This is a genomic window from Streptomyces apocyni, assembly GCF_009739465.1.
GTDB lineage: Bacteria > Actinomycetota > Actinomycetes > Streptomycetales > Streptomycetaceae > Streptomyces > Streptomyces apocyni.
In genome coordinates, this window is sequence record NZ_WHOM01000045.1 from 335,064 (window position 1) to 359,982 (window position 24,919).

25 protein-coding genes are annotated in these 24,919 nt (G+C 69.7%); 15 read left to right on the plus strand and 10 right to left on the minus strand.

The features are described from left to right. Positions 1 to 37: 37 nt before the first annotated feature. Both GCN81_RS11575 and GCN81_RS11580 read right to left on the minus strand, forming a co-directional pair. Positions 38 to 1,444, minus strand: coding sequence for a metallopeptidase TldD-related protein (locus GCN81_RS11575; protein WP_156724372.1), 1,407 nt, complete (start codon positions 1,442 to 1,444; stop codon positions 38 to 40). Then, positions 1,441 to 2,964 carry a TldD/PmbA family protein gene (locus GCN81_RS11580; RefSeq protein ID WP_156724373.1) on the minus strand — a complete coding sequence of 508 codons (1,524 nt, stop codon included), beginning with the start codon at positions 2,962 to 2,964 and terminating at the stop codon, positions 1,441 to 1,443. The genes GCN81_RS11575 and GCN81_RS11580 overlap by 4 nt, the downstream gene beginning before the upstream one ends. A 251-nt stretch (positions 2,965 to 3,215) precedes the next feature. Between GCN81_RS11580 and fabG the strand changes: the two genes are divergently transcribed. The 3 genes from fabG (at position 3,216) to GCN81_RS11595 (ending at position 5,265) form a co-directional block, all read left to right on the plus strand. After that, the gene (gene fabG, locus GCN81_RS11585) at positions 3,216 to 3,920 is read left to right on the plus strand and encodes a 3-oxoacyl-[acyl-carrier-protein] reductase (RefSeq protein ID WP_156724375.1); all 705 of its coding nucleotides are present in this window, start codon (positions 3,216 to 3,218) and stop codon (positions 3,918 to 3,920) included. A gap of 4 nt (positions 3,921 to 3,924) precedes the next feature. After that, positions 3,925 to 4,695, plus strand: a complete 771-nt coding sequence (gene fabI, locus GCN81_RS11590; RefSeq protein ID WP_156724377.1) for an enoyl-ACP reductase FabI — start codon at positions 3,925 to 3,927, stop codon at positions 4,693 to 4,695. A gap of 192 nt (positions 4,696 to 4,887) precedes the next feature. Then, on the plus strand, positions 4,888 to 5,265 hold the full coding sequence (locus GCN81_RS11595; protein ID WP_156724379.1) for a hypothetical protein: 378 nt from the start codon (positions 4,888 to 4,890) through the stop codon (positions 5,263 to 5,265). Positions 5,266 to 5,286: 21 nt separating this feature from the next. Here GCN81_RS11595 and GCN81_RS11600 read toward each other — a convergent pair whose 3' ends face one another. Next, entirely contained in the window at positions 5,287 to 5,976 is a 690-nt protein-coding gene (locus GCN81_RS11600) for a FadR/GntR family transcriptional regulator (RefSeq protein WP_156724381.1), read from the minus strand. A gap of 109 nt (positions 5,977 to 6,085) precedes the next feature. On the opposite strand from GCN81_RS11600, the gene GCN81_RS11605 reads away from it, so the two are divergent. The 4 genes from GCN81_RS11605 to GCN81_RS11620 all read left to right on the plus strand — a co-directional run bounded on the left by GCN81_RS11605 (position 6,086) and on the right by GCN81_RS11620 (position 8,604). Further along, on the plus strand, positions 6,086 to 7,366 hold the full coding sequence (locus tag GCN81_RS11605; RefSeq protein WP_231626652.1) for a CynX/NimT family MFS transporter: 1,281 nt from the start codon (positions 6,086 to 6,088) through the stop codon (positions 7,364 to 7,366). Between the two features lie 75 nt (positions 7,367 to 7,441). Continuing rightward, positions 7,442 to 7,558: an SGM_5486 family transporter-associated protein gene (locus GCN81_RS32700; RefSeq protein ID WP_156724384.1), complete on the plus strand. Its 117-nt coding sequence runs from the start codon at positions 7,442 to 7,444 to the stop codon at positions 7,556 to 7,558. A 211-nt stretch (positions 7,559 to 7,769) separates the two neighbouring features. Further along, complete coding sequence (locus tag GCN81_RS11615) at positions 7,770 to 7,982, plus strand: hypothetical protein (protein ID WP_156724386.1); 213 nt, start codon at positions 7,770 to 7,772, stop codon at positions 7,980 to 7,982. A 76-nt stretch (positions 7,983 to 8,058) separates the two neighbouring features. Continuing rightward, a complete protein-coding gene (locus GCN81_RS11620) occupies positions 8,059 to 8,604 on the plus strand; it encodes a SixA phosphatase family protein (protein ID WP_156724388.1) in 546 nt (181 codons plus the stop codon). Positions 8,605 to 8,671: 67 nt separating this feature from the next. On the opposite strand, the gene serB is transcribed toward GCN81_RS11620, so the two are convergent. After that, a complete protein-coding gene (serB, locus tag GCN81_RS11625) occupies positions 8,672 to 9,889 on the minus strand; it encodes a phosphoserine phosphatase SerB (RefSeq protein ID WP_156724390.1) in 1,218 nt (405 codons plus the stop codon). 109 nt (positions 9,890 to 9,998) lie between these two features. After that, positions 9,999 to 11,732 (minus strand): streptophobe family protein, encoded by a 1,734-nt coding sequence (locus GCN81_RS11630; protein ID WP_156724391.1) that lies wholly within the window; start codon positions 11,730 to 11,732, stop codon positions 9,999 to 10,001. A gap of 243 nt (positions 11,733 to 11,975) precedes the next feature. Between GCN81_RS11630 and GCN81_RS11635 the strand changes: the two genes are divergently transcribed. Then, on the plus strand, positions 11,976 to 14,657 hold the full coding sequence (locus GCN81_RS11635; protein ID WP_156724393.1) for an ABC transporter ATP-binding protein/permease: 2,682 nt from the start codon (positions 11,976 to 11,978) through the stop codon (positions 14,655 to 14,657). Positions 14,658 to 14,742: 85 nt separating this feature from the next. On the opposite strand, the gene GCN81_RS11640 is transcribed toward GCN81_RS11635, so the two are convergent. Further along, entirely contained in the window at positions 14,743 to 15,522 is a 780-nt protein-coding gene (locus GCN81_RS11640) for a transglycosylase SLT domain-containing protein (RefSeq protein WP_156724394.1), read from the minus strand. Positions 15,523 to 15,970: 448 nt separating this feature from the next. Here GCN81_RS11640 and GCN81_RS11645 point away from each other — a divergent pair, with 448 nt between their 5' ends. The 3 genes from GCN81_RS11645 (at position 15,971) to GCN81_RS11655 (ending at position 18,190) form a co-directional block, all read left to right on the plus strand. Next, positions 15,971 to 17,116 carry a GAF domain-containing sensor histidine kinase gene (locus tag GCN81_RS11645; protein ID WP_156724396.1) on the plus strand — a complete coding sequence of 382 codons (1,146 nt, stop codon included), beginning with the start codon at positions 15,971 to 15,973 and terminating at the stop codon, positions 17,114 to 17,116. Then, complete coding sequence (locus GCN81_RS11650) at positions 17,109 to 17,771, plus strand: response regulator transcription factor (protein ID WP_325065103.1); 663 nt, start codon at positions 17,109 to 17,111, stop codon at positions 17,769 to 17,771. Before GCN81_RS11645 ends, GCN81_RS11650 begins: the two co-directional genes overlap by 8 nt. Before the next feature lie 173 nt (positions 17,772 to 17,944). After that, positions 17,945 to 18,190: a chaplin gene (locus GCN81_RS11655; RefSeq protein ID WP_156724398.1), complete on the plus strand. Its 246-nt coding sequence runs from the start codon at positions 17,945 to 17,947 to the stop codon at positions 18,188 to 18,190. 125 nt (positions 18,191 to 18,315) lie between these two features. Here the strand turns inward: GCN81_RS11655 and GCN81_RS11660 are convergent, their stop codons facing one another. Beyond that, positions 18,316 to 19,104, minus strand: a complete 789-nt coding sequence (locus GCN81_RS11660; RefSeq protein WP_156724400.1) for a hypothetical protein — start codon at positions 19,102 to 19,104, stop codon at positions 18,316 to 18,318. 122 nt (positions 19,105 to 19,226) lie between these two features. Between GCN81_RS11660 and GCN81_RS11665 the strand changes: the two genes are divergently transcribed. From GCN81_RS11665 to GCN81_RS11675, 3 genes are all read left to right on the plus strand, one after another. Then, on the plus strand, positions 19,227 to 20,018 hold the full coding sequence (locus GCN81_RS11665) for an ABC transporter ATP-binding protein (protein WP_156724401.1): 792 nt from the start codon (positions 19,227 to 19,229) through the stop codon (positions 20,016 to 20,018). An 83-nt stretch (positions 20,019 to 20,101) separates the two neighbouring features. Next, a complete protein-coding gene (locus GCN81_RS11670; RefSeq protein WP_156724403.1) occupies positions 20,102 to 20,530 on the plus strand; it encodes an NfeD family protein in 429 nt (142 codons plus the stop codon). Positions 20,531 to 20,681: 151 nt separating this feature from the next. Continuing rightward, positions 20,682 to 21,635, plus strand: coding sequence for an SPFH domain-containing protein (locus GCN81_RS11675; protein ID WP_156724405.1), 954 nt, complete (start codon positions 20,682 to 20,684; stop codon positions 21,633 to 21,635). Between the two features lie 83 nt (positions 21,636 to 21,718). Here GCN81_RS11675 and GCN81_RS11680 read toward each other — a convergent pair whose 3' ends face one another. The 3 genes from GCN81_RS11680 to GCN81_RS11690 form a co-directional block, all read right to left on the minus strand. Then, on the minus strand, positions 21,719 to 22,228 hold the full coding sequence (locus GCN81_RS11680; RefSeq protein WP_156724407.1) for an HNH endonuclease: 510 nt from the start codon (positions 22,226 to 22,228) through the stop codon (positions 21,719 to 21,721). A gap of 145 nt (positions 22,229 to 22,373) precedes the next feature. Continuing rightward, positions 22,374 to 22,910 (minus strand): YbhB/YbcL family Raf kinase inhibitor-like protein, encoded by a 537-nt coding sequence (locus tag GCN81_RS11685; RefSeq protein ID WP_156724408.1) that lies wholly within the window; start codon positions 22,908 to 22,910, stop codon positions 22,374 to 22,376. A gap of 66 nt (positions 22,911 to 22,976) precedes the next feature. Then, positions 22,977 to 23,759, minus strand: a complete 783-nt coding sequence (locus GCN81_RS11690; protein WP_156724410.1) for a sporulation protein — start codon at positions 23,757 to 23,759, stop codon at positions 22,977 to 22,979. A 53-nt stretch (positions 23,760 to 23,812) separates the two neighbouring features. Between GCN81_RS11690 and GCN81_RS11695 the strand changes: the two genes are divergently transcribed. Beyond that, complete coding sequence (locus GCN81_RS11695; RefSeq protein ID WP_156724412.1) at positions 23,813 to 24,454, plus strand: DNA-3-methyladenine glycosylase; 642 nt, start codon at positions 23,813 to 23,815, stop codon at positions 24,452 to 24,454. Positions 24,455 to 24,919 lie beyond the last annotated feature (465 nt).

The window sequence follows — 24,919 nt, forward strand, 5'->3', positions numbered from 1 at the left end:
TGGGTGGCCCGCTGTGCGGTAGCGGACACTCCTGAGGTTATACGCCCTGGCTGACAGAGCTCATATGGAAATCGGGCACCCGCAGCGGAGGCATCGCGGCGCGGGTGAACCAGTCGCTCCACTCACGCGGCAGGGTCTGCTCGGTACGACCGGCCGCCACCGCCCGTCCCAGCAGGTCGACCGGCGACTCGTTGAAGCGGAAGTTGTTGACCTCGCCCACCACTTCGCCGTTCTCCACCAGATAGACCCCGTCCCTGGTCAGTCCGGTCAGCAACAGCGTCGCCGGGTCGACCTCGCGGATGTACCAGAGGCACGTCAGCAGCAGTCCGCGCTCGGTCGTGGCCACCATCTCCTCAAGCGAGCGGCCGTCACCGCCGTCCAGGATCAGGTTGTCGATGGGCGGGGCGACGGGCAGCCCGGTCAGACCGGCGCTGTGCCGGGTGGTCACCAGATGTGCCAGCGCCCCCTCGCTCATCCACTCGGTCGCGGTCAGCGGCAGACCGTTGTCGAAGACCGACGCGTCGTCGCCCGAGGCATGCGCGAGGACGAACGGCGCCGACTCCAGACCGGGCTCGTTCGGGTCGCTGCGCAGGGTCAGCGGCAACTCGGACAGCTTCTCGCCGACCCGGGTGTGCCCGCCCGGCCTGCTGAACACCGTCCGCCCCTCCGCCGCGTCCCGGGCCGCCGACGACCACAGCTGGTAGATCAGCAGATCGGCCACCGCGGTCGGCGGCAGCAGCGTCTCGTACCGCCCCGCTGGCAGCTCGATCCGCCGCTCGGCCCAGCGCAGCCGCGTCGCCAGCTCCGCGTCCAGCTCGCCGGGGTCCACATCCGTGAAGTCACGGGTGGAACGACCCGCCCACGCCGAGCGGGTGCGGTCGGGGGACTTGGCGTTCAGCTCCAGGGTCCCGGTCGGCTGGTCGTGCCGCAGCCGCAGGCCCGTGGACGTACCGAGATAGCTCGACACCACCCCGTGATGGGCGAATCCGTACAACTCCCGCCCGCCAGCCCGCGCCCGGGCGAACGCCTCGCCCAGGGCCGGCGCGAACTCCTCGAATACGGCGGACGAGGTCTCGGCGGGCGCGTCCGTGAAGTCGGCGGACGGCGGCCGCGCCGCCACCAGCGGCTGCGCGTCCTCAGCCGGTCCGGCGCCGCGGGCGGCGGCCTCGGAGGCGCGCACCACGCCCTCCAGCTCGTCAGCCGTGATGGCCGAGCGCGAGACGACACCCGACGCGGTGCCCTGCTTGCCGTCGACCGTGGAGATCACGGTCAGGGTGCGCCCGCGGGTGACGCCGTTGGTGGTCAGGGCGTTGCCCGCCCAGCGCAGATTGGCTGTCGACGCCTCGTCGGCGATGACCACGCAGCCGTCGGCCTCGGACAGCTCCAGCGCACGCTCAACGATGTCGTGCGGCTTGTTCGTACGGCGCGTACGGGACGACGTCATCGACCGGCCTCCTGGGTGGTGTTGAGGATGTTCACGCCCTGGAACAGGGCGGACGGGCAGCCATGGGAGACGGCCGCGACCTGCCCCGGCTGCGCCTTGCCGCAGTTGAAGGCACCGCCCAGGACATACGTGTCAGGGCCGCCGACCGCGGCCATCGAACCCCAGAAGTCGGTGGTGGTCGCCTGATACGCGGCATCGCGCACCTGGCCCGCGAGCCGCCCGTTCTCGATCTTGAAGAAGCGTTGCGCCGTGAACTGGAAGTTATAGCGCTGCATATCGATCGACCATGAGCGATCGCCCACCACATAGATGCCGCGCTCGACCCCGGCGATCAGCGCGTCCGTCGACGGCCCGTCGGGCGCGGGTCGCAGCGACACGTTCGCCATCCGCTGCACCGGCACATGCTCGGGGGAGTCGGCGTAGGCGCAGCCGTTGGAGCGCTCGAAGCCGGTGAGCCTGGCGATGCGCCGGTCCAGCTGGTACCCGGTCAGGGTGCCGTCCCTGACCAGGTCCCAGGACTGGGCGGCGACGCCCTCGTCGTCGTACCCGATCGTGGCGAGACCGTGCTCGGCGGTCCGGTCACCGGTCACGTTCATGATCTCGGAGCCGTACTTCAGCTTCCCGAGCTGGTCGAAGGTCGCGAACGAGGTCCCCGCGTACGCCGCCTCGTAGCCCAGCGCGCGGTCCAGCTCGGTGGCGTGGCCGATCGACTCGTGGATGGTCAGCCACAGATTCGACGGATCGACGACCAGGTCGTACGCCCCCGGCTCGACGCTCGGCGCGCGCAGCTTCTCGGCAAGCAGCTCCGGCAGCCGCGCCAGCTCCGCGTCCCAGTCCCAGACGGAACCGGTCAGATACTCCCAGCCGCGTCCGACCGGCGGCGCGATGGTGCGCATCGACTCGAACGCGCCGCTTTCGTCGTCCACCGCGACCGCGGTCAGCTGCGGGTGCAGCCGGACGCGCTGCTGGGTGGTGACGGTGCCCGCCGTATCCGCGTAGAACTTGTTCTCGTGCACGGTCAGCAGCGAGGCGTCAGCATGCGCGACGCCCTCTGCGGCCAGCAGCCGCGTGCTCCAGTCGGCGAGCAGGTCCGTCTTCTCCGCGTCCGGCACCGCGAACGGGTCAAGCTCGTACGCGGAGACCCAGGTCTTCTCGGCGTGTACCGGCTCGGCGGCCAGCTCGACGCGCTCGTCCGATCCGGCGGCCTTGATCACCTGTGCCGACAGCTTCGCCATCGCCACGGCCTGACTCGCCACCCGCGCGGCCGCGTCCATGGTCAGATCCACGCCAGACGCGAAGCCCCAGGCGCCTCCGTGCACCACCCGTACCGCGTACCCCAGATCGGTGGTGTCGGAGGACCCGGAGGGCTTGGCGTCGCGCAGCCGCCAGGCCGCGTTGCGTACCCGCTCGAGGCGGAAGTCCGCGTGCTCGGCGCCCAGCGCGCGTGCCCGGGCGAGCGCCGCGTCGGCGAGCGCCCGTAGCGGTAGCGCCAGGAACTCCTGGTCGATGTCATGGGCCACGTCCGGCCTCCCCTTCTCACACACGCCGTTTCTCACGCATGCCGTTTCTCACGCACCGTCGATTCGCCAAACCGAAGTGAAGCATGGTCGTTCGCCTCCCGTCGGGTGATCGCGCGCGAGGCGGCTGACTGTAGGGATCCGACAGGGACTGTCCTGAGCCACTGTCGGTGAGCGATTCTCCGGATCAGGGGCCGTACCGATAGTTTGAAGCGCGTCAGACCGCTTCAGACCGCTATCGAAAGGGTGATCCGTTGAGCCGCTCGGTTCTCGTCACCGGAGGAAACCGGGGCATCGGCCTTGCCATTGCCCAGGCCTTCGCCGACGCAGGGGACAAGGTCGCGATCACATACCGCTCGGGTGAACCGCCAGCGGGCTTCCTCGGCGTCAAGTGCGACATCACCGACGCCGAGCAGGTGGAGCAGGCCTACAAGGAGATCGAGGAGAAGCACGGTCCCGTCGAGGTGCTGGTGGCCAACGCCGGTATCACCAAGGACCAGCTCCTGATGCGGATGTCCGAGGACGACTTCACCTCCGTCCTGGACACCAACCTCACCGGCACCTTCCGCGTGGTCAAGCGGGCCAACCGCGCCATGCTGCGAGCCAAGAAGGGCCGCGTCGTCCTGATCTCCTCGGTGGTCGGTCTGCTCGGCTCGGCAGGCCAGGCGAACTACGCCGCCTCCAAGGCCGGTCTGGTCGGTTTCGCGCGTTCGCTGGCCCGGGAGCTCGGCTCGCGCAACATCACCTTCAACGTCGTCGCGCCCGGCTTCGTGGACACCGACATGACGCAGGCGCTCAGCGACGAGCAGCGTGCGGGCATCGTCGCCCAGGTGCCCCTTGGCCGCTACGCGCAGCCCGGGGAGATCGCCGCCGCGGTGCGTTTCCTCGCGTCCGATGACGCCTCGTACATCACTGGAGCCGTCATCCCGGTTGACGGCGGATTGGGCATGGGTCACTGATCTCATGAGCGGAATCCTCGACGGCAAGCGCATCCTCATCACGGGTGTGCTGATGGAGTCGTCCATCGCCTTCCACACCGCCAAGCTGGCGCAGGAGCAGGGCGCGGAGATCATCCTGACCGCCTTCCCGCGGCCCACGCTGACCGAGCGCATCGCCAAGAGGCTCCCGAAGCCCACCAAGGTCATCGAGCTGGACGTCAGCAACGACGAGCACCTGGCCGGGCTCGAGGAGCAGGTGCGCGAGGAACTCGGCGGGCTGGACGGCGTCGTCCACTCGATCGGCTTCGCCCCGCAGGACGCCCTCGGCGGCAACTTCCTCAACACGCCCTTCGAGTCGGTCGCCACGGCGATGCACATCTCGGCCTTCTCGCTGAAGTCGCTGACGATGGCCTGCCTGCCGCTGATGTCGGAGGAGGGCGGCTCGGTGGTCGGTCTGACCTTCGACGCGCAGTTCGCGTGGCCGCAGTACGACTGGATGGGCCCGGCCAAGGCCGCCCTCGAGGCCACCTCCCGCTACATGGCGCGTGACCTGGGCAAGCAGAACATCCGCTGCAACCTGATCTCGGCGGGCCCGCTCGGCTCGATGGCCGCCAAGTCGATTCCCGGCTTCTCGGAGCTGGCGTCCGTCTGGGACGACCGCGCGCCGCTCGAGTGGAACCTGGCCGACCCCGAGCCGGCCGGCCGCGGTGTGGTCGCCCTGCTCTCGGACTGGTTCCCGAAGACGACCGGCGAGATCATCCACGTCGACGGCGGCCTGCACGCGATCGGCGCCTGAGCGGTTCCGACGCCGTACGGCGGTGATGCCCCGTTCCTCGCGCGCTGCGGGGCACCGGGCATCACCCGTTTGGTCGTATGGCCGGGCGGGCCAGCCGCGTACCGCACAAGCTGAAGGCGGAGTTTCCCCCTTGTGGTGCAGCCGCGGCGGCGTTCACCGCCTTGCCGCAGTACGGCCGAGGAGGTCCCGCTTGTGCGCAGAACACGCTCCCTCCGCCCGGCGCGCACCTGGTTCGCGGCAGTCTGCGGCCTTGCCCTGCTGTTCGTACTGCCGTCCGATGCCGTGTCCCAGCCATCCAGTGACGCCATCGAGAGCCACGCGCGCGTGCGCGATGAGCCCCGGCCGTTCGGAGCCATCTGCCGGATCGAGGTCGATGGGTCGGACGCGGTCGCGTACTGCCACAACCCCTACCCGGAGACGGACCACGTCCGCCTGCACATCGAGTGCGCGCGCTGGTGGGACATCGACACCGACGGGGCGCCGGTCGCGGTGGAACCGGCGATGACGGAACGGCTCGCCGGGCGCTGCTGGAAGGAGATCGACACGGTCTGGGTCAGCCACGCACGCTGACGGGCCTTCCGTGGTGATTACTTACCTCTCGCGGTCGAACAGCTCCGGGCGGCACAGGAACGGATACCCGGCCGCCTCCTCCGCCGCCGCGTCGGCGTCCCCGGCGCGGATCGCGGCCACCAGCCGTGCGTGGTCCATGTGGTTCTCCGGGCGCAGTTCAGCGCCGACGTCGTCGCGCAGCCAGGCGCGCAGTACGTCCCCCAGGTCCGCGTAGAGCGCGGTGAGTACGTCGTTGTGGCTCGCGGCGACCACGGCGAGGTGGAAGGTCGAGTCGGCGTCGACGAACGCCTCCCGTTCGCCCGCTGACCAGGCCGCCTCACGGCGCTCCAGGAGGACGTCGAGCTGCGACAGTTCGCGTTCGGTCCGGCGCTCAGCGGCGAGTTTCGCCGCGGTGGACTCCAGTGTGGAGCGCAGCTCGGCGATATGCGCCGGGTCGGCGTCGGCGAAGCGGCGGTGCATCACCCCGGCCAGCTCGCTGGTCGCCACCACGAAGGTGCCGGAGCCCTGGCGGATGTCGAGCAGTCCGTTGTGCGCGAGGGCACGTACGGCCTCACGGACCGTGTTGCGGGCCACCCCGAGCTGCTCTACGAGTTCTGGCTCGGTCGGGATGCGCGAGCCGACCGGCCACTCACCCGAGGTGATCTGCTGTCGCAGCTCCGCGATGACCTGGTCGGCGAGCGCGGAGCGCCGGGGAGATGTCAGAGGCGGCATGGGGTTTCTGGTTCCTTCTCTAGGGCCGACGGAGAACCGGACCGAATCGATCGGATCGACCGGGTCCCATGAGAACCCGTTGGACAACCAATCATCCCATGATTCTATGATGGCTCTTATGGCGCACGAGGAGACCCCCACGATGATCACCCCGCCGCCCGTCAGCGGCGACGGGCCGACTCGGGCGCCCGACCCGTCCGCGTGGCTGATCCGGCTGTTGATCGTCGGCATCGTCCTCGCCGCCCTCAACCTCCGTCCCGCCATCACCAGCCTCGGCGCCCTCCTCGCGGACGTCAGGGTCGGCCTCGGGATGAGCGGCAGCACTGCCGGACTGCTCACCTCGGTGCCCCCACTGTGCTTCGCGATCTTCGGCGTGATGGCGCCACGACTGGCCCGCCGCTGGGGTCCGGCCGCCGTGGTCTGCGCCGGGATGGCCGCGATCGCCGTGGGCGTGCTGGTCCGGCCGTTCCTGGGTGGCGCGGCCGGTTTCCTCGCCGTCAGCGCGGTGGCCCTGATGGGCATCGCCGTCAGCAACGTCCTGCTCCCCGTGGTCATCAAGCGCTGGTTCCCGGACCGGATCGGTCCGATGACCGGCCTGTACTCGATGGCCCTCGCACTCGGCACCGCCGCCGCGGCCGCTGCCACCGTCCCCCTGACCCGGGCGCTGGGCGGCTCCTGGCGGCCCGGGCTCGCGATCTGGTCGGTGCTCGCCGTACTCGCCGTACTCGCCTGGATTCCGCTGGTACGGCACCGGGGCACGGCCCGCTCCGAGGCCGCCGTAGGGAACCGGGACCCGGCCGGAGTCATCCGCATCACCCGGAGCAGGACCGCCTGGGCGCTCGCGGTGTTCTTCGGGCTGCAGGCCACCTCCGCCTACATCGTGATGGGCTGGCTGCCGCAGATCTACCGCGACGCGGGCGTGCCCGCGAGCACGGCCGGAGTGATGCTCGCCGTCACCATGGGCCTCGGTGTCCCGCTCTCCTTCGTGCTGCCGAACGTCGCCGCGCGGATGAGGAACCAGGCGCCGCTGGCCGTGGGCCTCGGCCTGTGCGGCCTCACCTCCTTCGCGGGGCTGTACGCCGCCCCCGCGTCCGGAGCCTGGGTCTGGACGGTCCTGCTCGGCGTGTCCATGTGTACGTTCCCGCTCGTCCTCACCCTGATCGGGATGCGCGCGCGGACCGGCGCCGGGGTGGTGCGGCTCTCGGCCTTCGTGCAGAGCACCGGCTATCTGATCTCGATCCCGGGGCCGCTGCTCGTGGGTGTGCTCTACCAGCACGGCGGCGGCTGGGAGGTGCCGCTGATGTTCATGGCGGGACTGATGGTGACGCAGATCGTGCTCGGGTTCATCGCGGGCCGTAACCGCGTGGTCGAGGACGAGTGCCAGGCCTGACTCGCGCCTAACCCAGGCCTGGCCCAGGCCTGACCCCGGGTGCTCCGTGCTGGGCCGTGGTGCGAGACTGTCCGCATGCCTGTCCTTGACCCGAACCCCCAGAACGGCCAGAAGAAACTGCTGATCGTCTTCGGCGCCATGCTGGCCATCACGGTCGTCATCGGCGTCATCGCGACGATCGCCTCGCCCTGATCGGCCTCGCCCTGATCGGCCTCGCCCTGATCCGCGGCGCCTCGCACGCCGCACGGCCCATGGTGGTGCTAGCACCACCATCCCCTAGGGGGACAGTGTCAGGGTCAAGTGGGTGGGACACCGGATGGGTTGGGGACGTCGCATTCCGTAGGTTCGAGATGTGCCACGAAGACGCGGCACCACGACGCACTTGAACCCTCGCGGAGGCGACATGCCGACCCGGACGCACACCCGGTCGATCCCGCGGCCCCGGGCCGGCATCGAGGTCAGGCTGCCGTGGTGGGGCATCGCCCTGCCGGTCATCGCCTTCGCCGTACTGCTCACCCTGCTCATCCACCCGGTTGACGCCCAGGCCGCGAGCGCCGACCCCTCGGTCAGCCAGCTCGTGGAGCATGTCCAGACGGCGCTCAGCCCGGCCCCGTGAGCTGCCTGTCACCCATGCAGGCGGACCCCGTCAACTCCCTGCGCCCCCTGGTCCGTTTCGTGCGAAGCTGGGTCACATGAGCGTCGCAGCGTCTTCCGGGGGGACAGCCCCCGGACTTCCCGTATCCCGCACGATCGTCCTTCTCCGGCACGCGAAGGCTGACTGGCCCCAGGTAGCCGACCACGAGCGGCCGCTCGCCGATCGCGGCCGTCAGGATGCCCCCGCCGCCGGCCGCAGACTGGCCGAGAGTGGTATCGACTTCGATCTGGCCCTCTGCTCGACTGCCGCCAGGACCCGCGAGACCTGGAAGCTGGCCGTCCAGGAGTTTCCGCAGCGTCCCAAGACCGTCTACGAAGAGCGGATCTACGACGCCTCGCCCGGCGAGCTGATCACGGTACTGAACGAACTACCGGAGGACGCGCTCCGCGTCCTGGTCATCGGTCACAATCCGGGGATGGAAGGCCTGGCCGACGTCCTGATCGGGGCGTCGGAGGGCGATGCGCTGGCGCGGATGACCCGGCGCGGCTTCCCGACCTCGGCCATGGCGATGCTCTCGTTCCCCGGCCCCTGGAAGGCCCTGGAGCCCGGCACCGCGACCCTCTTCGACTACTGGGCACCCTGAGAACCGGTCCTCTACGCAGCTGAGGGGCCCGGCATCGGGCCCCTCAGCGTGATGCCGTGCCGAGCGCTCAGTCCTCTGTCGCCGCCTCGACCTCTTCCACCTCTTCGCGGGTGACGCCCAGCAGATAGAGCACGGCGTCCAGGAAGGGGACGTTCACCGCGGTGTGCGCCGCCGCGCGCACCAGTGGCTTGGCGTTGAAGGCGATCCCGAGCCCAGCGGCGTTGAGCATGTCGAGGTCATTGGCGCCGTCACCGATCGCGACGGTCTGCGCCAGCGGCACCCCGGCCTCCGACGCGAACCGGCGCAGCAGCCTCGCCTTGCCCGCCCGGTCCACGATCTCGCCGGTGACCCGGCCGGTCAGCTTCCCGTCGACGATCTCGAGCGTGTTGGCGTGCGCGAAGTCAAGCCCGAGCCGCTCCCGGAGATCGTCCGTCACCTGGGTGAACCCGCCAGAGACCACGCCCACTTGGTAGCCGAGACGTTTCAGCGTACGGATCAAGGTGCGGGCGCCCGGTGTCAGCCGCACCTCGCTGCGTACCTTGTCCACCACCGAGGCGTCGAGCCCCTCAAGCAGCGCCACGCGGGCGTGCAGCGACTGCTCGAAGTCCAGCTCCCCGCGCATCGCGGCCGCCGTCACCTCGGCGACCTCGTCCTCACACCCGGCGTGCGCGGCGAAGAGCTCGATCACCTCGTCCTGGATCAGCGTCGAGTCGACGTCCATCACGATCAACCGCTGAGCGCGCCGGTGCAGCCCGGCCGAAACCACCGCGACATCCACGCCGAGCACCGAGGCCTCGGTGGCGAGCGCGGTACGCAGCAGCCCGGTCTCCGCACCGGACACGGCGAACTCGACGGCCGTCACGGGGTACTTGGCGAGCCGGAAGATCCGGTCGATGTTGCCCCCGGTCGCGGTGATGCACGCGGCGATCGAGGCCGTCGACTCAGCGGTCAGCGGATGCCCGAGCACGGTGACGTGGGAACGCCCCACACCGCGCGGTCGGTTGTCGCCGATACCCGAGATGATCTCGGCCTGCATCCGGAGCGAGTCCGCCCAGCTGTGGATGGTGGACCGTAGTTCGCCCGCGCTCCCGGTGGTCGGCTCGGTGACCAGTGCGCACAGCACTATCCGGCCACGTGTGACGACCTGCTCCAGGTCGATGACGTCGACGGAGAAAGCGGCCAGGGTGTCGAAGAGGCCAGCGGTGATCCCGGGCCGGTCCTTGCCGAAGATCTTGACGAGAAGAGTGGGGACATCAGCGGTGTCTGTGGGCTGCGATGCGCTCATGGTGATCCCACCGTATCGGGCCCCGCGCCGTGGACGGCGACCCGTCCCACCTGCCGGACCCACCCCCACCCGATCTTCACCCACCACGCCGCACCCAGCCGCCGACGCGTCAGCGGCGTCCCCCCGGCCCTCGCCGAGGCGGCGGCCCCTCCTCCGGAGGCGGCGGGGGCGGGGGAGGTGGAGGTGGAGGCGGCACGGGCCAGGCCTTGCCGCCGCGCCCTCGGGCAGGCCGGGGCGGCGGAGTGACGGGACCGGCCACGGTGGGCGCGCTGGACACGTCCGGCGGACGTGGGTACGGGCGGCGGCCCCCGTCCCCGCCGGAGGGCGGCCGCAGATACGGGTTGGTCTCGTCGTTCGCCGGGCGGTAGGGCGGCGCCGGGTTGTACGGACCCGCCTCCGGCGAAGCGGTCGGAGACGGCACCGCCGCACCCCGCTCCGGGCTGCCCCCGGCCAACGGCGCGACCCGCCCCCCGGCCACCCCGGCCCCGTACGCCAGGAGCGCCCCGATCTCCCCGGCCCCCGCGCCCCACGCGGCCCCCAGCGGCAGCGCCGCCCAGAGCTGGCCCCGCAACTCGACGGCGGCCCCGAAGGCGTCGACGCCGAGAACCGAAAGCGAGGCGTCCGCCGACACCCGGGTCAGCCACACCAGCAGCGGCAGCCCCAGCGCCGTCACCCCGCCGAGCCGCACCGCGCAGCGCCCCGCGAACCCCGCCGCGCCCTGGCCTCCCAGCGGCGTACGCACCGCCGTGAGCACGCCCGCGAGGAGCATCAGCAGCGCGGCCGCGACCGCGAGGAGCCACACCCGGCCGTCGAGTTCGGCAAGCCGCGCCAGCGTCACGGGATCCTGCGACGACGAGCTGAGCAGTTCGTCAAGCGGACTGGGCAATACGTGCACGAGGGCACCCGACGCATGGCCGTCCCGCGGTACGAAGAGGCCCAGCGGCACCCCCAGCCAGACGCCGTTCGGCGCCCCGAGCAACGCCGCCCCGGCCACCCGGCGCGGATGGTCGTCGCCGGTCATCGCGTACGCCGCGGCGGCGAGCCCGGCGACCACCGCCATCAGCAGCACCGCCACCAGCGCCGACGCGGCCGGTCGCAGCACCCGGTGTACGGCCTCTCCCCAGCGCGGCAGCGGCGTACGGCGGGAGGCGAGCAGCGCGATCAGCAGCACCCCCAGCACCCACACGGCGCCGCCGACCAGCGAACGCGCCATGTCGACCGTAAAACCGACCGAGGCCTCGGCCTCGATCAGCTCGGCGATCCGGTCCGGTAACAGTCCGCCGATGTCGCCCAGACCATCCGGCAGCCGGTCCGCGATGCCGTCCGGGAGGGCCCCTCCGTCCGGCACCACGCCGTCAGCCACGCCGTCCGTGAGCGTGTCACCGTCAATCGTGATGATGTCGTGACCGGCCCAGGCGAGCCCGGCGATCATCCCCAGGAACAGGACGGCCACCGCCCCCACCCGCGCGGCGAGTTCCGCCCCGGAGACCACCACGCCCGCTGCCCGCAGGGACCGCAGAAAGAGCCAGCCGAGCAGCAGCGCACCCGCGAGACTCACCCCCAGCGGCGTCACCTCGATCGCCGTCGTGGCCTCGGCTCCCCGGAGCCCGTAGGCGGACACATCGCCGGATGGGGTGACAGAACCCCCTGCGCCGAGCACCACCACGGCGGCGGTCATCGGCCCCAGCGCCGCCGTGGCATCGGCGTCCAGCAGACGCAGACCGAGCGCCGCGACCCCTGCCATCCCGACGAGCGCCCAGCTCACCGCCGCGACCGCGGCGAGTACGACATCGCCCCACGGCACCTTTCCGCCGGTGCTGGTGTCGCCCGCGCCCCTCCGCATCAGGACCCCCCGGCAGATACCACAGATACCGCAATGTCCCCTTGACGCATGATCCGTATGCAGTCATGGGTGCTTACTACTCTCCGGGCGGATATCTGAACAGTCAACGGGGCGTGCGGAAGCGCCGGTAGCCGGTTCTGGCAAGGCCCGACTTTCGGACAGAGGGCTCTGCCTGAAATAGTTCCCCACGATGTTCGACATCCCTAGACTCCCCGTGATGGGGCAACCTCGGGGGACAACGTAGTGGGGCATGGAGTGCCGGAACTCGTACTGGAATTGAATGGCAGGACCTGGACGCTCGATTCGTCCAGGTCGTACACCCTCGGGCGTGATCCGGGGGGTGATGTGGTGATCGATGACGCACGGGTCTCCTGGCGGCACGCCACGATCAGCTGGGGTGGCCGGAGCTGGGTCATCGAAGACCATGGCAGCACCAACGGCACCTTCGTGCAGAGCCAGCGGATCCACCACATGGAGATCGGCCCGGGCTCGTCCGTGCACCTCGGCAACGCGACCGACGGCCCGCGGGTGAATCTCACCGACGGCGCCGCGGCCGTGGCCTCGCCGCAGCAGGCCCAGCAGGCCCAGCAGCCTTACCAGGCCCAGCAGTACGCGCCGCAGCAGGCGCACCAGCAGGCTCCGCACCAGCAGCCGCAGCCCCAGCACCACCAGCAGCAGGCCCACGGCGACTGGGCCCAGCAGCAGGCCTACCAGCAGCCGCACCAGCAGCAGGCCCCGCACCAGCACCAGCAACAGGCCCCGCACCAGCAGCCCCCGCACCAGCAGCCCCCGCAGCAGGTTCCGCCGCAGCAGGGCTGGCAGCAGCCCGCCCAGCAGCAGGTTCCGCCCCAGACGCCGGGCTCAGGCGGTGCCGCGGGGGCCCCGTCGGTCTACGGCGACCGCAGCCCCACGACCTTCCACCAGGTCGCGCTCGGCCGCGTCATGCGCATCGGTCGTGCGCTGGAGAACGACCTGGTCGTCTCCGACCTCCAGGTCTCGCGAAACCACGCCGAGTTCCACGCCACACCCGACGGCCAGTTCCAGATCCACGACCTCGGCTCGCACAACGGCACGTACGTCAACGGTGTGCCGATCGCCAAGTCCGGTACGGCCCTCATCGGCCCGAACGACATCGTCGGCGTCGGCCACTCGACCTTCCGCCTGGTCGGCAACCAGCTCGAGGAGTTCGTCGACACCGGCGAGGTCTCCTTCTCGGCCCGCCACCTCACGGTCACCGTCGACGGCGGCAAGCAGATCCTCAAGGACGTCTCCTTCGGCGTCCCGGAGAAGTCGCTGATCGGCGTCATCGGCCCCTCGGGCTCCGGAAAGTCGACCCTGCTCAAGGCACTCACCGGCTACCGGCCCGCCGACCAGGGTGATGTCCTCTACGACAACCGCAGCCTCTACAAGCAGTTCGCCGAGCTGCGCCAGCGCATCGGTCTGGTCCCGCAGGACGACATCCTGCACAAGGAACTGACCGTCAAGAAGGCCCTCAAGTACGCGGCCAAGCTCCGCTTCCCCGGTGACACCGCCGAGGCCGAGCGCGAGGCCCGGATCGACGAGGTGCTGCGCGAGCTCAAGCTGGACATCCACAAGGAGAAGCGGGTCACCTCCCTCTCCGGTGGCCAGCGCAAGCGCGTCTCGGTCGCCCTGGAGCTGCTCACCAAGCCGTCGCTGATCTTCCTGGACGAGCCGACGTCAGGCCTCGACCCGGGCATGGACCGCGACGTCATGCAGCTGCTGCGCGGCCTCGCCGACGACGGCCGTACGGTCCTGGTCGTCACCCACTCCGTCGCCGAGCTGGGGCTCTGCGACAAGCTGCTGGTGATGGCGCCGGGCGGCGCGGTGGCGTACTTCGGTCCCCCCGAGGAGGCGCTCAACTTCTTCGGGTACGAGACCTGGGCCGATGTGTTCTCGGCCTTCGAGAACTACCGCGACTACGACTGGGCGGGCCGCTGGAAGGGCTCGCAGCACTACCAGATGTACGCGGCCGACATCGACGCCGTCGCCGCGCAGCCGGTGCAGATGCCGCAGCAGCAGATGAACCCGCCCAAACCGCAGGGCTGGGGTTCCCAGCTCTGGACCCTGACCCGCCGGTATGTGTCGGTGGTCGTGTCCGACAAGGGCTTCCTGGCGCTGTCGGTGATCCTGCCCGCGGTGCTCGGCGCGGTGAGCCTGCTGATCGATCCGGACAAGGATCTGCTGGTCAGAGGGATCAACCAGCAGACCGGCACGCCGATCCCGAACGGCACGGCGACCACGGTCCTGCTGATCCTCGCGGTCGGCGCGTGCTTCGCGGGCGCCGCCAACTCCGTCCGCGAGCTGATCAAGGAACGGGTCATCTACGAGCGGGAACGCGCGACCGGCCTGTCGCGCTCCGCGTATCTGATGTCCAAGGTGATCGTCCTGGGCGTCATCACCCTGCTGCAGGGTGCCATGGTCGGTGTGATCGGCTTCTCGTCGCGGACGATCCCCGACGAGGGCCTGATCTTCGGCACCGGCAAGGCCGCCGTCATGCTCGAACTCTCCATCCCGATCATGGCGCTGGGCTTCACCTCGATGATGTTCGGCCTGGTCATCTCGTCGCTGGTGAAGACGTCCGAGAAGACCATGCCGCTGCTGGTCATGTTCGCGATCGTCCAGGTCGTGTTCACCGGGTGCCTGTTCGCCCTGCACGGCAGCGTCGGCGTCAACCAGTTCTCGTATCTGATGCCGTCGCGCTGGGCGGTCGCCGCTTCCGGCGCCACCCTGGACTTCAACCTGATCAGCCCGCCCAAGCCGGGCGAAGACTCGGACCCGCTGTGGGACCACACCGCTGCGACCTGGGGCCTGGACATGCTCGCCCTGATCGTCCTCGGCGTCCTCTGCGGCTTCCTCGTGGCCCGCTTCCTGCGCCGCCACGAGCCCGAGGTCATGCGCAAGTAATCCCGCGCGTACGACGCCGACGCCGAAGGGCGGCACCCCATCCCGGGTGCCGCCCTTCGGCGTCGGCGTCGCGGTCCGCGACGGCTCAGTACGGGCCGTTGACGTTGTCGATCGAGCCGTACCGGTCGGCCGCGTAGTTGCAGGCGGCGACGATGTTGGAGACCGGGTTGTACAGATTGTGCTCGGTTCCGGCGACGTGGTACGCGTTGAACGTCGGCTGGATGACCTGGAGCAGGCCGATCGACGGCGTGCCGTTCTTGGCGTTGATGTCCCAGTTGTTGATGGCGTTCGGGTTGCCCGTCGACTCGCGCATCACGTTGCGGTGGATGCCGTCGTAGGAGCCGGGTATGCCCTTGGCCTTCATGATGGCCAGCGACTCGCGGATCCAGCCGTCGAGGTTGTTGGCGTAGACCGGCTTGCGCGCGGCGGCACGGCTGGCCGCCTCCTTCTTCGCGCGCTCCTTCTTGGCCTTCGCCTCGGCCTCGGCCTTCGCCTTGGCCTCCCGCTCAGCCTTCGCCTTGGCCTCAGCCTTCGCCTTGGCCTCCTTGGCCTTGGCTTCCTTCGCCTTGGCCTCAGCCTGGGCCTTCGCCTTGGCCTTCGCCTCCTGCTTCGCGGTGGCGAGCGCGTCCAGGGCCAGCTTGTCAGCGACAGACTGCTGCTTGGTCACGGCGGCCTGAGCCTTCTCGGAGGAGCTCCACGCCACGGGGGCATTGGCGACCTCGGAGGTGGCGACCTTCTCCGCGTCGGCACTGCCCGGCGTCAGGGAGAACGCGAGGGCGGCGACACCGAGCGCGGCGACACCGGCGACCGAGAACTTGTGGTTCTTGGTCAGGGACCTATGACCAGGGATGCTGCGCTTGGACATGACGAAACAGACCTCTTCGGATAGCGGAGGTCGCTCGTGTCTGGACCGACAGGAGGCCGGAAAAACGCCGCGGTGTGAACCGCGGCGCCGAGCGACGGGAGCCATTCTTAGCGGCCGCAAAAATCCGTGGCAAAGGTGTGACGTACGATCCCGCTTAGTGGATCAGGGGGAGATAAGGAGTCCGATTCACCCCCGTCCGCCCCGCTCGCAGAGCCCCTAGGGATCAACTAGGGACGTTCGTACGTGATGTGCGTCCTATGCGCGGGCTCACATCGAGCACGTAACAGTCTCACCAGCAGTTGCCAGCGCAATTCATACGGTGATGATTCTCCTCCCTCCGAATGACCCACCACCTCGCGCCCTAGTCCCGAAGGTCTAGATCCGGGGCCCGACCCCAGCCGCCGAAGGTCCGATACGGCCCACGCGAGCCCGCCGGTACGGTGAGGCCATGACCGACGGCCCCCCGACCGGCCTCACCGCGGTGAGCTCCGCCCTGCTGGCCATGAGCAGGCACCTAGAGGTTCGCGACGTACTCAAGACGATCGTCGTCTCGGCTCGGGAGCTCCTCGAAGCCGAGTACGCGGCGCTCGGCGTTCCCGACGACCACGGCGGCTTCGCGCAGTTCGTCGTCGACGGAGTCAGCGACGAGCAGTGGAAGGCCATCGGCCCCCTGCCCCGCCAGCACGGCATCCTCGCGGCGATGCTGCACCACGACGGCCCCGAGCGCCTCGCCGACGTACGTGAGGACCCACGCTTCGAGGGGTGGCCCACCGCGCACCCCGATATGTCCGACTTCCTGGGCCTGCCGATCCGCGACGGCGACGAGACCATCGGCGCCCTCTTCCTCGCCAACAAGACGTGTCCCAAGCCCGACGGCGGCTGCGGCTTCACCGAGCAGGACGAGGCGTTGCTGGGCATCCTCGCCCAGCACGCCGCCATAGCCCTCACCAACGCCCGCCTTTACGAGCGCAGCCGCGAGCTGACCATCGCCGAGGAACGCTCACGCCTGGCCCACGAGCTGCACGACGCCGTCAGCCAGAAGCTCTTCTCCCTCCGGCTGACCGCCCAGGCGGCGGCCGCCCTGGTCGACCGGGACCCCAGCCGCGCCAAGGGCGAACTCCAGCAGGTGGCCGCGCTCGCCGCGGAGGCCGCCGACGAGCTACGCGCCGCCGTCGTTGAGCTGCGCCCCGCCGCACTCGACGAGGACGGCCTGGTGGCTACGCTGCGTACGCACGTCCAGGTACTCGACCGCGCGCACGCCGCTCAGGTCACGTTCGCGTGCGCCGGACTGCGCGCCCTGCCCGCCTCCCAGGAGGAGGCCATGCTGCGGGTGGCCCAGGAGGCGCTGCACAACGCGCTGCGCCACTCGGGCGCCGAGCGGGTGTGCGTCACCCTGGAACGCCGCGGCCCGGGCGCCGTGCTGCGGGTCACCGACGACGGCAGCGGCTTCGAGCCCCGGACGGTCCGCCGCGCGGGCCGCCACCTCGGCCTGGTCTCGATGCGTGACAGGACCAGTGGCGTCGGCGGCGAGCTGGCCGTGCAATCGGAGCCCGGCAAGGGCACCACAATCGAGATGGAGGTCCCCGGTGGCTGAGACCGTGTCCGCCGCGAAGTCCGCGATCCGGGTCCTGCTGGTCGACGACCACCAGGTGGTGCGCCGCGGCCTGCGCACGTTCCTGGAGATCCAGGACGACATCGAGGTTGTGGGGGAGGCGTCAGACGGCGCGGAGGGCGTCGCCCGCGCCGAGGAGCTGCGCCCTGACGTGGTCCTCATGGACGTCAAGATGCCCGGGATGGACGGCGTCGAGGCGCTGCGCAAGCTCCGCGAGCTGGCCAACCCGGCCAAGATCCTCATCGTCACCAGCTTCACCGAGCAGCGCACCGTCGTCCCCGCGCTGCGCGCCGGCGCCGCCGGGTATGTCTACAAGGACGTCGATCCGGACGCACTCGCCGGCGCCATCCGCTCCGTACACGCCGGGCACATCCTGCTCCAGCCCGAGGTGGCGGGCGCGTTGCTCTCCCAAGAACAGAGCAACGGGCCTCAGGGGCGGGGCGGTTCGCTGACCGAGCGGGAGCGGGAGGTGCTCGGACTGATCGCCGACGGCCGGTCCAACCGGGAGATCGCCCGCGCCCTGGTGCTCTCCGAGAAGACTGTCAAGACCCATGTCTCCAACATCCTCATGAAACTGGACCTCTCCGACCGCACCCAGGCCGCGCTCTGGGCCGTACGACACGGTGTGACCGGCTGATTCGCACTCCGGCGCACACCCGCGCCGGGTAAAGCGGAACGTCGTCTTCCGGACACAGATTCATACTGTCGTGTTGATGTCCCCCGGATGGCGCAACCTCCACGGCCCGCACGCGTTCTCCATGGCGTGCTGCGGCGGCTGGCCGCAGCGACCACCAACGGAGGGTCCAGAAAGTGAAGAACCTCAAGAAGGCCACTGCCATCACGATGGTCGCGGGCGGCCTGCTCGCAGCCGGCGCCGGTGTGGCCTCCGCCACCGACGGAGCTCAGGCGCACGGCAAGGCCGTGAAGTCCCCGGGCGTCGCGTCCGGCAACCTGATCCAGGCCCCGGTCCACGTACCGGTGAACGCCTGCGGCAATACCGTCAACGTCGTCGGCGTGCTGAACCCCGCGTTCGGGAACCACTGCGTGAACCACTGATCGCCTTCCCCTCGATCAGTGACGACCGGCCCCCCGGCCACCCGCCGGGGGGCCGGTCGCGTTCCCGAGTCCAAAGACAGGCTCCAAGAGCCCGCCCGTGTCTGCGAGCCCGTCGCCCGCGCCCCTCAGCGCGCCCCGCGCTCCCGCTCCTCCACATACGCGTTGTACGCCGCCACCTGCGCCCGGCGCGCGGTCCGCTCCACCGGCCGCAGCGCCTGAGCCCGCGCCGCCATCTCCGAGGCGCTCACCGCCCCACCGTGCCCGCTCTCCCGCGCCGCCGAGATCAACAGTGCCATCCGCTGCGCCAGCTCCAACACCCGTACGGCACGCGCCGGATACCCCGGAGCCAGCAGCTCACGCCCGCTCTCGGCACGCGCCCGGTACGCCTCGACCGCGGCCTCAGCGACCGGCCCTGAGCCCGCCACATCCAGCCGCGCGAGCACCTCGGTCGCCTCCCGTAGCGCCTCCGCCAGCTCACGCTCGGCCTCGCCCAGCGACGGCACGTCCGCCGGCGGAGCCTCCCGTACCGGCAGACAGTGCCAGACGACCTCCACATGCACATCACCCTCGGGACCGGCCTCGTACACCTCGGGCACCAGGCCCAGCGCGACCCCGTGGCAGACCACCGCCTCCTCGGCCTCCAGGGCCCGCGCGTTGAACTCCGGCGGGCCGCTCAGCCCCAGCGGATGCCCCGGCGCGGGCAGCGCCACCCCCAGCCCGGACACCCCCAGAGCGCGCAACCGCCCCAGCGCCAGCGACAGCCCGACCCGCCCCGGCTCGCCAGGCAGGCCGTCGACCCGGTGCACCGCGTCCTCGCCGACGATGGCCAGCACCGCGTCATCCGGCGAGATAAGTCCCGCAATGAGGGCATTTCCCCAGGAGGCCAATCGGCCCGATCGTGGTTCCGTGAGCATGGACACCAGCCTAAGGACAGGACTGGCGATGGGAGCGGCCGGTCAGTGGCGTAGGTTTTCCTTGGGGGCGGCGTCTACAGACGCACGCGAGATCCGAGACTGCAATGGGAGACAACGCGCTCATGAGCGATGTACTGGAGCTGGTGGACGTATCCGTGGTCCGCGAGGGCCGGGCTCTGGTGGACCAGGTCTCCTGGTCGGTCAAGGAGGGGGAACGCTGGGCCATCCTCGGCCCGAACGGCGCGGGCAAGACGACGCTGCTCAACATCGCCTCCAGCTACCTCTTCCCGAGTCAGGGCACCGCCACCATCCTCGGTGAGACCCTCGGCAAGGTCGACGTCTTCGAACTGCGACCGCGCATCGGCATGGCCGGTATCGCCCTGGCGGACAAGCTGCCCAAGCGCCAGACCGTCCTCCAGACGGTCCTCACCGCCGCGTACGGCATGACCGCCACCTGGCACGAGGACTACGAGGCCGTCGACGAGCAGCGGGCCCGCGCCTTCCTCGACCGCCTCGGCATGACCGAGTACGTCGACCGGAACTTCGGCACCCTCTCCGAGGGCGAGCGCAAGCGCACCATGATCGCCCGCGCCCTGATGACCGACCCCGAACTCCTCCTCCTGGACGAGCCCGCGGCCGGGCTCGACCTCGGCGGCCGGGAGGACCTGGTGCGCCGTCTGGGCCGCCTCGCCCGCGACCCGATCGCTCCCTCGATGGTGATGGTCACCCACCACGTCGAGGAGATCGCCCCCGGCTTCACCCACGTCCTCATGATCCGCCAGGGCAAGATCCTCGCCGCGGGCCCCATCGAGCTGGAACTCACCGCGCGCAACCTCTCGCTCTGCTTCGGCCTCCCGCTCGTCGTCGAGCAGAACGGCGACCGCTGGACGGCCCAGGGCCTGCCGATCAACTGACCGGCGGCGGACGGGCGCTGGGCCGCGATACCCACCCTGATCGCGCACTGTCCCGGGGCAGTGCGCACGCCTACGATGGGTGTGTGGACATCGACGCATGGGTGTGGTGGCTGGTCGTGGCCTTCGGGCTCGGCATCCCGCTGGTACTGACCGCGATGCCGGAGTTCGGCATGCTCGCCGTGGGCGGCGTCGCCGCTGCCGTGACGGCGGGCCTCGGCGGCGGACTTGTCCTTCAAGTCGCCGTCTTCGCCGTCGTTTCCGTGGCGCTGATCGTCGTTGTACGTCCGATCGCCGCCCGGCACCAGGCGCGCAGTGCCCAATCCTCCACCGGAGTAGACGCGCTGAAAGGCAAACAGGCCGTGGTCCTGGAGCGCGTCGACGGCCGTGGTGGCCGGGTCAAGCTCGCCGGGGAGGTCTGGTCAGCGCGGCCCCTGGACGCCGCCCAGAGCTACGAAGTGGGCCAGGAAGTGGACGTTGTTGAGATCGACGGAGCCACTGCGATCGTCATGTGACCCACCAACGCCCGCCCAACGCCCCACCAGCGACCCGCGATTGCACCACGAACGAACCATGGCGTGGGCGGATTCCCCCTACGCGCCACGCGGCGGTCTGACACACTCGACCATCAAGATCCTCCAGAGCTCGAAGGGCACGGGGAGTGCGATGCAACCGATCATCATCGTCCTAGTCATCCTGGTGGTGTTGGTCTTCATCGCCCTGATCAAGACGGTCCAGGTGATTCCACAGGCCAGCGCCGCCATCGTCGAGCGCTTCGGCCGCTACACCCGCACACTCAACGCCGGACTGAACATCGTCGTCCCGTTCATCGACACGGTCCGCAACCGCGTCGACCTCCGGGAGCAGGTCGTTCCGTTCCCGCCGCAGCCGGTGATCACGCAGGACAACCTGGTGGTCAACATCGACACCGTCATCTACTACCAGGTGACCGAGGCCCGCGCGGCGACCTACGAGGTCGCCAGCTACATCCAGGCGATCGAGCAGCTCACCGTCACCACCCTGCGCAACATCATCGGTGGCATGGACCTGGAGCGGACCCTGACCTCCCGCGAGGAGATCAACGCCGCCCTGCGCGGAGTACTCGACGAGGCCACCGGCAAGTGGGGCATCCGCGTCAACCGCGTCGAGCTCAAGGCCATCGAACCGCCGACCTCCATCCAGGACTCGATGGAGAAGCAGATGCGCGCCGACCGTGACAAGCGCGCCGCGATCCTCCAGGCCGAAGGTGTCCGCCAGTCGGAGATCCTGCGCGCCGAAGGTGAGAAGCAGTCCTCGATCCTGCGCGCCGAGGGTGACGCCAAGGCCGCCGCCCTGCGCGCCGAGGGCGAGGCCCAGGCCATCCGTACGGTCTTCGAGTCCATCCACGCCGGCGACCCGGACCAGAAACTCCTCTCCTACCAGTACCTCCAGATGCTCCCGAAGATCGCCGAAGGCGACGCCAACAAGCTCTGGATCGTGCCCAGCGAGATCGGCGACGCCCTGAAGGGCCTTGGCGGCGCGCTTGGCAACTTCGGCCCGATGGGCGGCGGTTCGGGCGGCTCCGGCGGCGGCTCCGCCAAGTCCAGCGTGGAACGCCGCGAACAACCCCCGCTCGACTGAGAGCCTGTACGCCGTGAAGCCCGCCCTCAGAAGAAGGCGGGCTTCATGGCGTACGAGACCGAGGCCGAGGCCGAGACCTGGGGCTACGCGGCGGCAGGCTGGGCCAGCCAGTCCGGCAGCGCGGACCGGTCGTCGGCCGCGAGCGCGAGCAGCATCGCGTCACCCGGCGTAGGGATGAACGGCTGGAACAGCAGCGGCATCCCCGCCTGCTCGGGCGTCCGGTCCGCTTTGCGGTGATTGTCCACCGAGCACGAGGCCACCGTGTTCAACCAGGAGTCCGCACCGCCCTGCGAGCGCGGCACCACATGGTCCACCGTGCTGGCCCGCCGGCCGCAGTACGCACACCGGTGACCGTCCCGCACCAACACCCCACGCCGCGTCCACGGCGCCTGTCTTCGGAACGGCACCCGGACGAACCGACACAACCTGATCACCCTGGGCACCGGAAGCTCCACCGAGGCCGCCCGCAACCGCAGTTCGGGGTGGGCCTGCTCGACGACGGCCTTGTCCTGCATCACCAGGACGACGGCACGCCGCAGCGTCACCGTCGACAGCGGCTCGAAGCTCGCGTTGAGCACCAGCGTGTCCCGCATCTCGCCCACCCTCCCGTGCGCACCTGCCCACCCCACGGCGGACTGGGATCAACTCTGGCCGGGTGCGCCGTCGTGGACAACGCAATAAAAATGCCCGCCCCTGATCACTTCCATGACCAGGGGCGGGCAAACAGCGGCTGAACGGTCAGCTACCGCCAGGAGCCGTGTACTCGCCGACCAGCTGCGCACGGGCCAGCGTGTGGAACCTCAGGTTGAACCCCACAGCGGCGGGCGAGGCGTCCGCGTCGGGCCCCAGATTCTCCTGGTCCACCGCGTACACCGTGAACACATAGCGGTGCGGGCCGTCACCCGGAGGCGGGGCCGCACCCCCGAAGTCCCTCGTCCCGTAGTCGTTGCGCGCGTGGACCGCGCCCGCTGGCAGCCCCTCGAACTTCCCGCTGCCCGCCCCCGACGGCAACTCGGTGACCGAAGCGGGAAGGTCGAACAGCACCCAGTGCCAGAACCCGCTCCCGGTAGGAGCGTCCGGGTCGAAGCAGGTCACCGCGAAGCTCTTCGTCTCCGCGGGGAACCCCTCCCAGCGCAGCTGCGGCGACACGTTCCCCCCGGACAGCACCTGAGCGTCGCCCAGCACCTCACCCGGCGCCACATCCTTGCTCAGCACCGTGAACGACGGCACCGAGGGCAGGAAGTCATGGGGCAGCGGGGCCCTCTTGTCAGTCACGTCAGATCCTCCAGTACGGCGGTCAGTACGGTGGTACGTACGGCGGTCATGCCTGCGGCACCGAGCCTAGAACCAGTTGCGCTTGCCGCCGACCTCCGAAAGCCACTGATTGAGATACGCCGCCCAGTCGGTCCCCTGGAAGTCGTGCAGCCCGACCTGGAAGACCCGGAACGAGTCACTGCCCCCGGTGAACAGCCCCGGCTTCTTGTCCATCTCCAGGACGACATCCATCGCGTCGCCGTCCGCGACGAAGGACAACTCCACCTGGTTCAGGCCCCGGTACTGCGACGGCGCGACGAACTCGATCTCCTGGTAGAACGGCAGCCGCTGCCGCGTCCCCCGGATGTGCCCCTTCTCCATGTCCGCGCTCTTGAAGCGGAAACCCAGCTGGGCGAAGGCATGCAGGATCGCCTGCTGCGCGGGCAGCGGGTGGACGTTCACTGGGTCCAGGTCCCCCGAGTCCACGGCCCGGGCGATCGCCAGCTCGGTGGTCACACCGATGTTCATCCCGGGCAGATGCACCTGGTCGAAGTTCGTGATCGGGGTCTCCCAGGGGATCTCCAGACCGAACGGCACCGAGTGCACTGTGCCCGCCTGCAGTGTGAAGGCCCCGCCCAGCTGCAGCTTGGTGAACTCGACGTTCTGCTTGAACTCCTGATCGTCACGCTCGACCTCGACCCGCGCCTGCAGGCCGACAGACAGCGACTGGATCTCCTGCTCGACCGACCCGCCCTGAATCCGCACCGTTCCCTGAACGACGCCACCCGGTACGACGTTGACCTCGGTCAGCTCCGTCTCGACCGAGGCACCCCCGGCACCCAGACTCGCCAGCAGCTTCTTGAACGCCATATCCCTGCTCTCCTCCCATGCCACGCCCGTGAGTTGGACTAGGCTCGTACGCCATGATCGCGGCCCCTGACCGTACGCCCCTCACCCGGGACTTCTTCGACCGCCCCGTGCTCGACGTGGCCGTCGACCTCTTGGGCCGCATCCTCGTACGCCGCACCCCGGATGGCCACATCGAACTCCGCCTCACCGAGGTCGAGGCCTACGACGGTCCATCAGACCCCGGCTCACACGCGTACCGCGGCAGAACCGCCCGCAACGCCGTCATGTTCGGCCCACCGGGGCACGCGTACGTCTACTTCACGTACGGCATGTGGCACTGCCTCAACGTGGTCTGCGGCGCCGAGGGAACGGCCAGCGGAGTGCTGCTTCGCGCGGGAGAGATCACCGTGGGCGCCGACCTCGCCAGGCCCCGTCGACAATCGGCCCGCAAGGACAAGGAACTGGCCAAAGGCCCAGCCCGCCTCGCCACCGCCCTGGACGTGGACCGCACCCTCGACGGAGCCGACCTCTGCGCGGGCCCCGACTCCCCTCTCGCCATCCTCACGGGCACCCCCACACCCCCCGACCAGGTACGCAGCGGCCCCCGCACCGGAGTCTCCGGCGAGGGCGGCACCCACCCCTGGCGCTTCTGGACGGCCAACGACCCGACAGTGAGCCCGTATCGGCCCCATACGCCGCGCCGCCGGGCAACTTGACTCGCCCCCGGAAGGTCCGTAATGTAGTCCGAGCCGCTTGACCCGGGTACTGCCTTAGACAGCAGCCGGAAGCGGCCAACCCACCATCTACGATCATCCCCTCGGCGGGGTCGAATTCTGCGTGCCGAAATTCGAACCCCCTGCGATGTCGCACGACTCGATTATGAGTTGCCGAAGGAATCCGCTAGCGTGGTGGAACGCCGAAAGGCAACACGGCCTTCCAACCGCCGCAGATTCGAATTCCAGACCGGAAACGGAACAGGAAAAGGATCTGATAGAGTCGGAAACGCAAGAACGAAACACCGAAGGGAAGCGCCCGGAGGAAAGCCCAGGGAAACCGGGGTGAGTACAAAGGAAGCGTCCGTTCCTTGAGAACTCAACAGCGTGCCAAAAGTCAACGCCAGATATGTTGATACCCCGTTACCAGCCATCACGGCTGGGACGAGGTTCCTTTGAAAAAGTCCT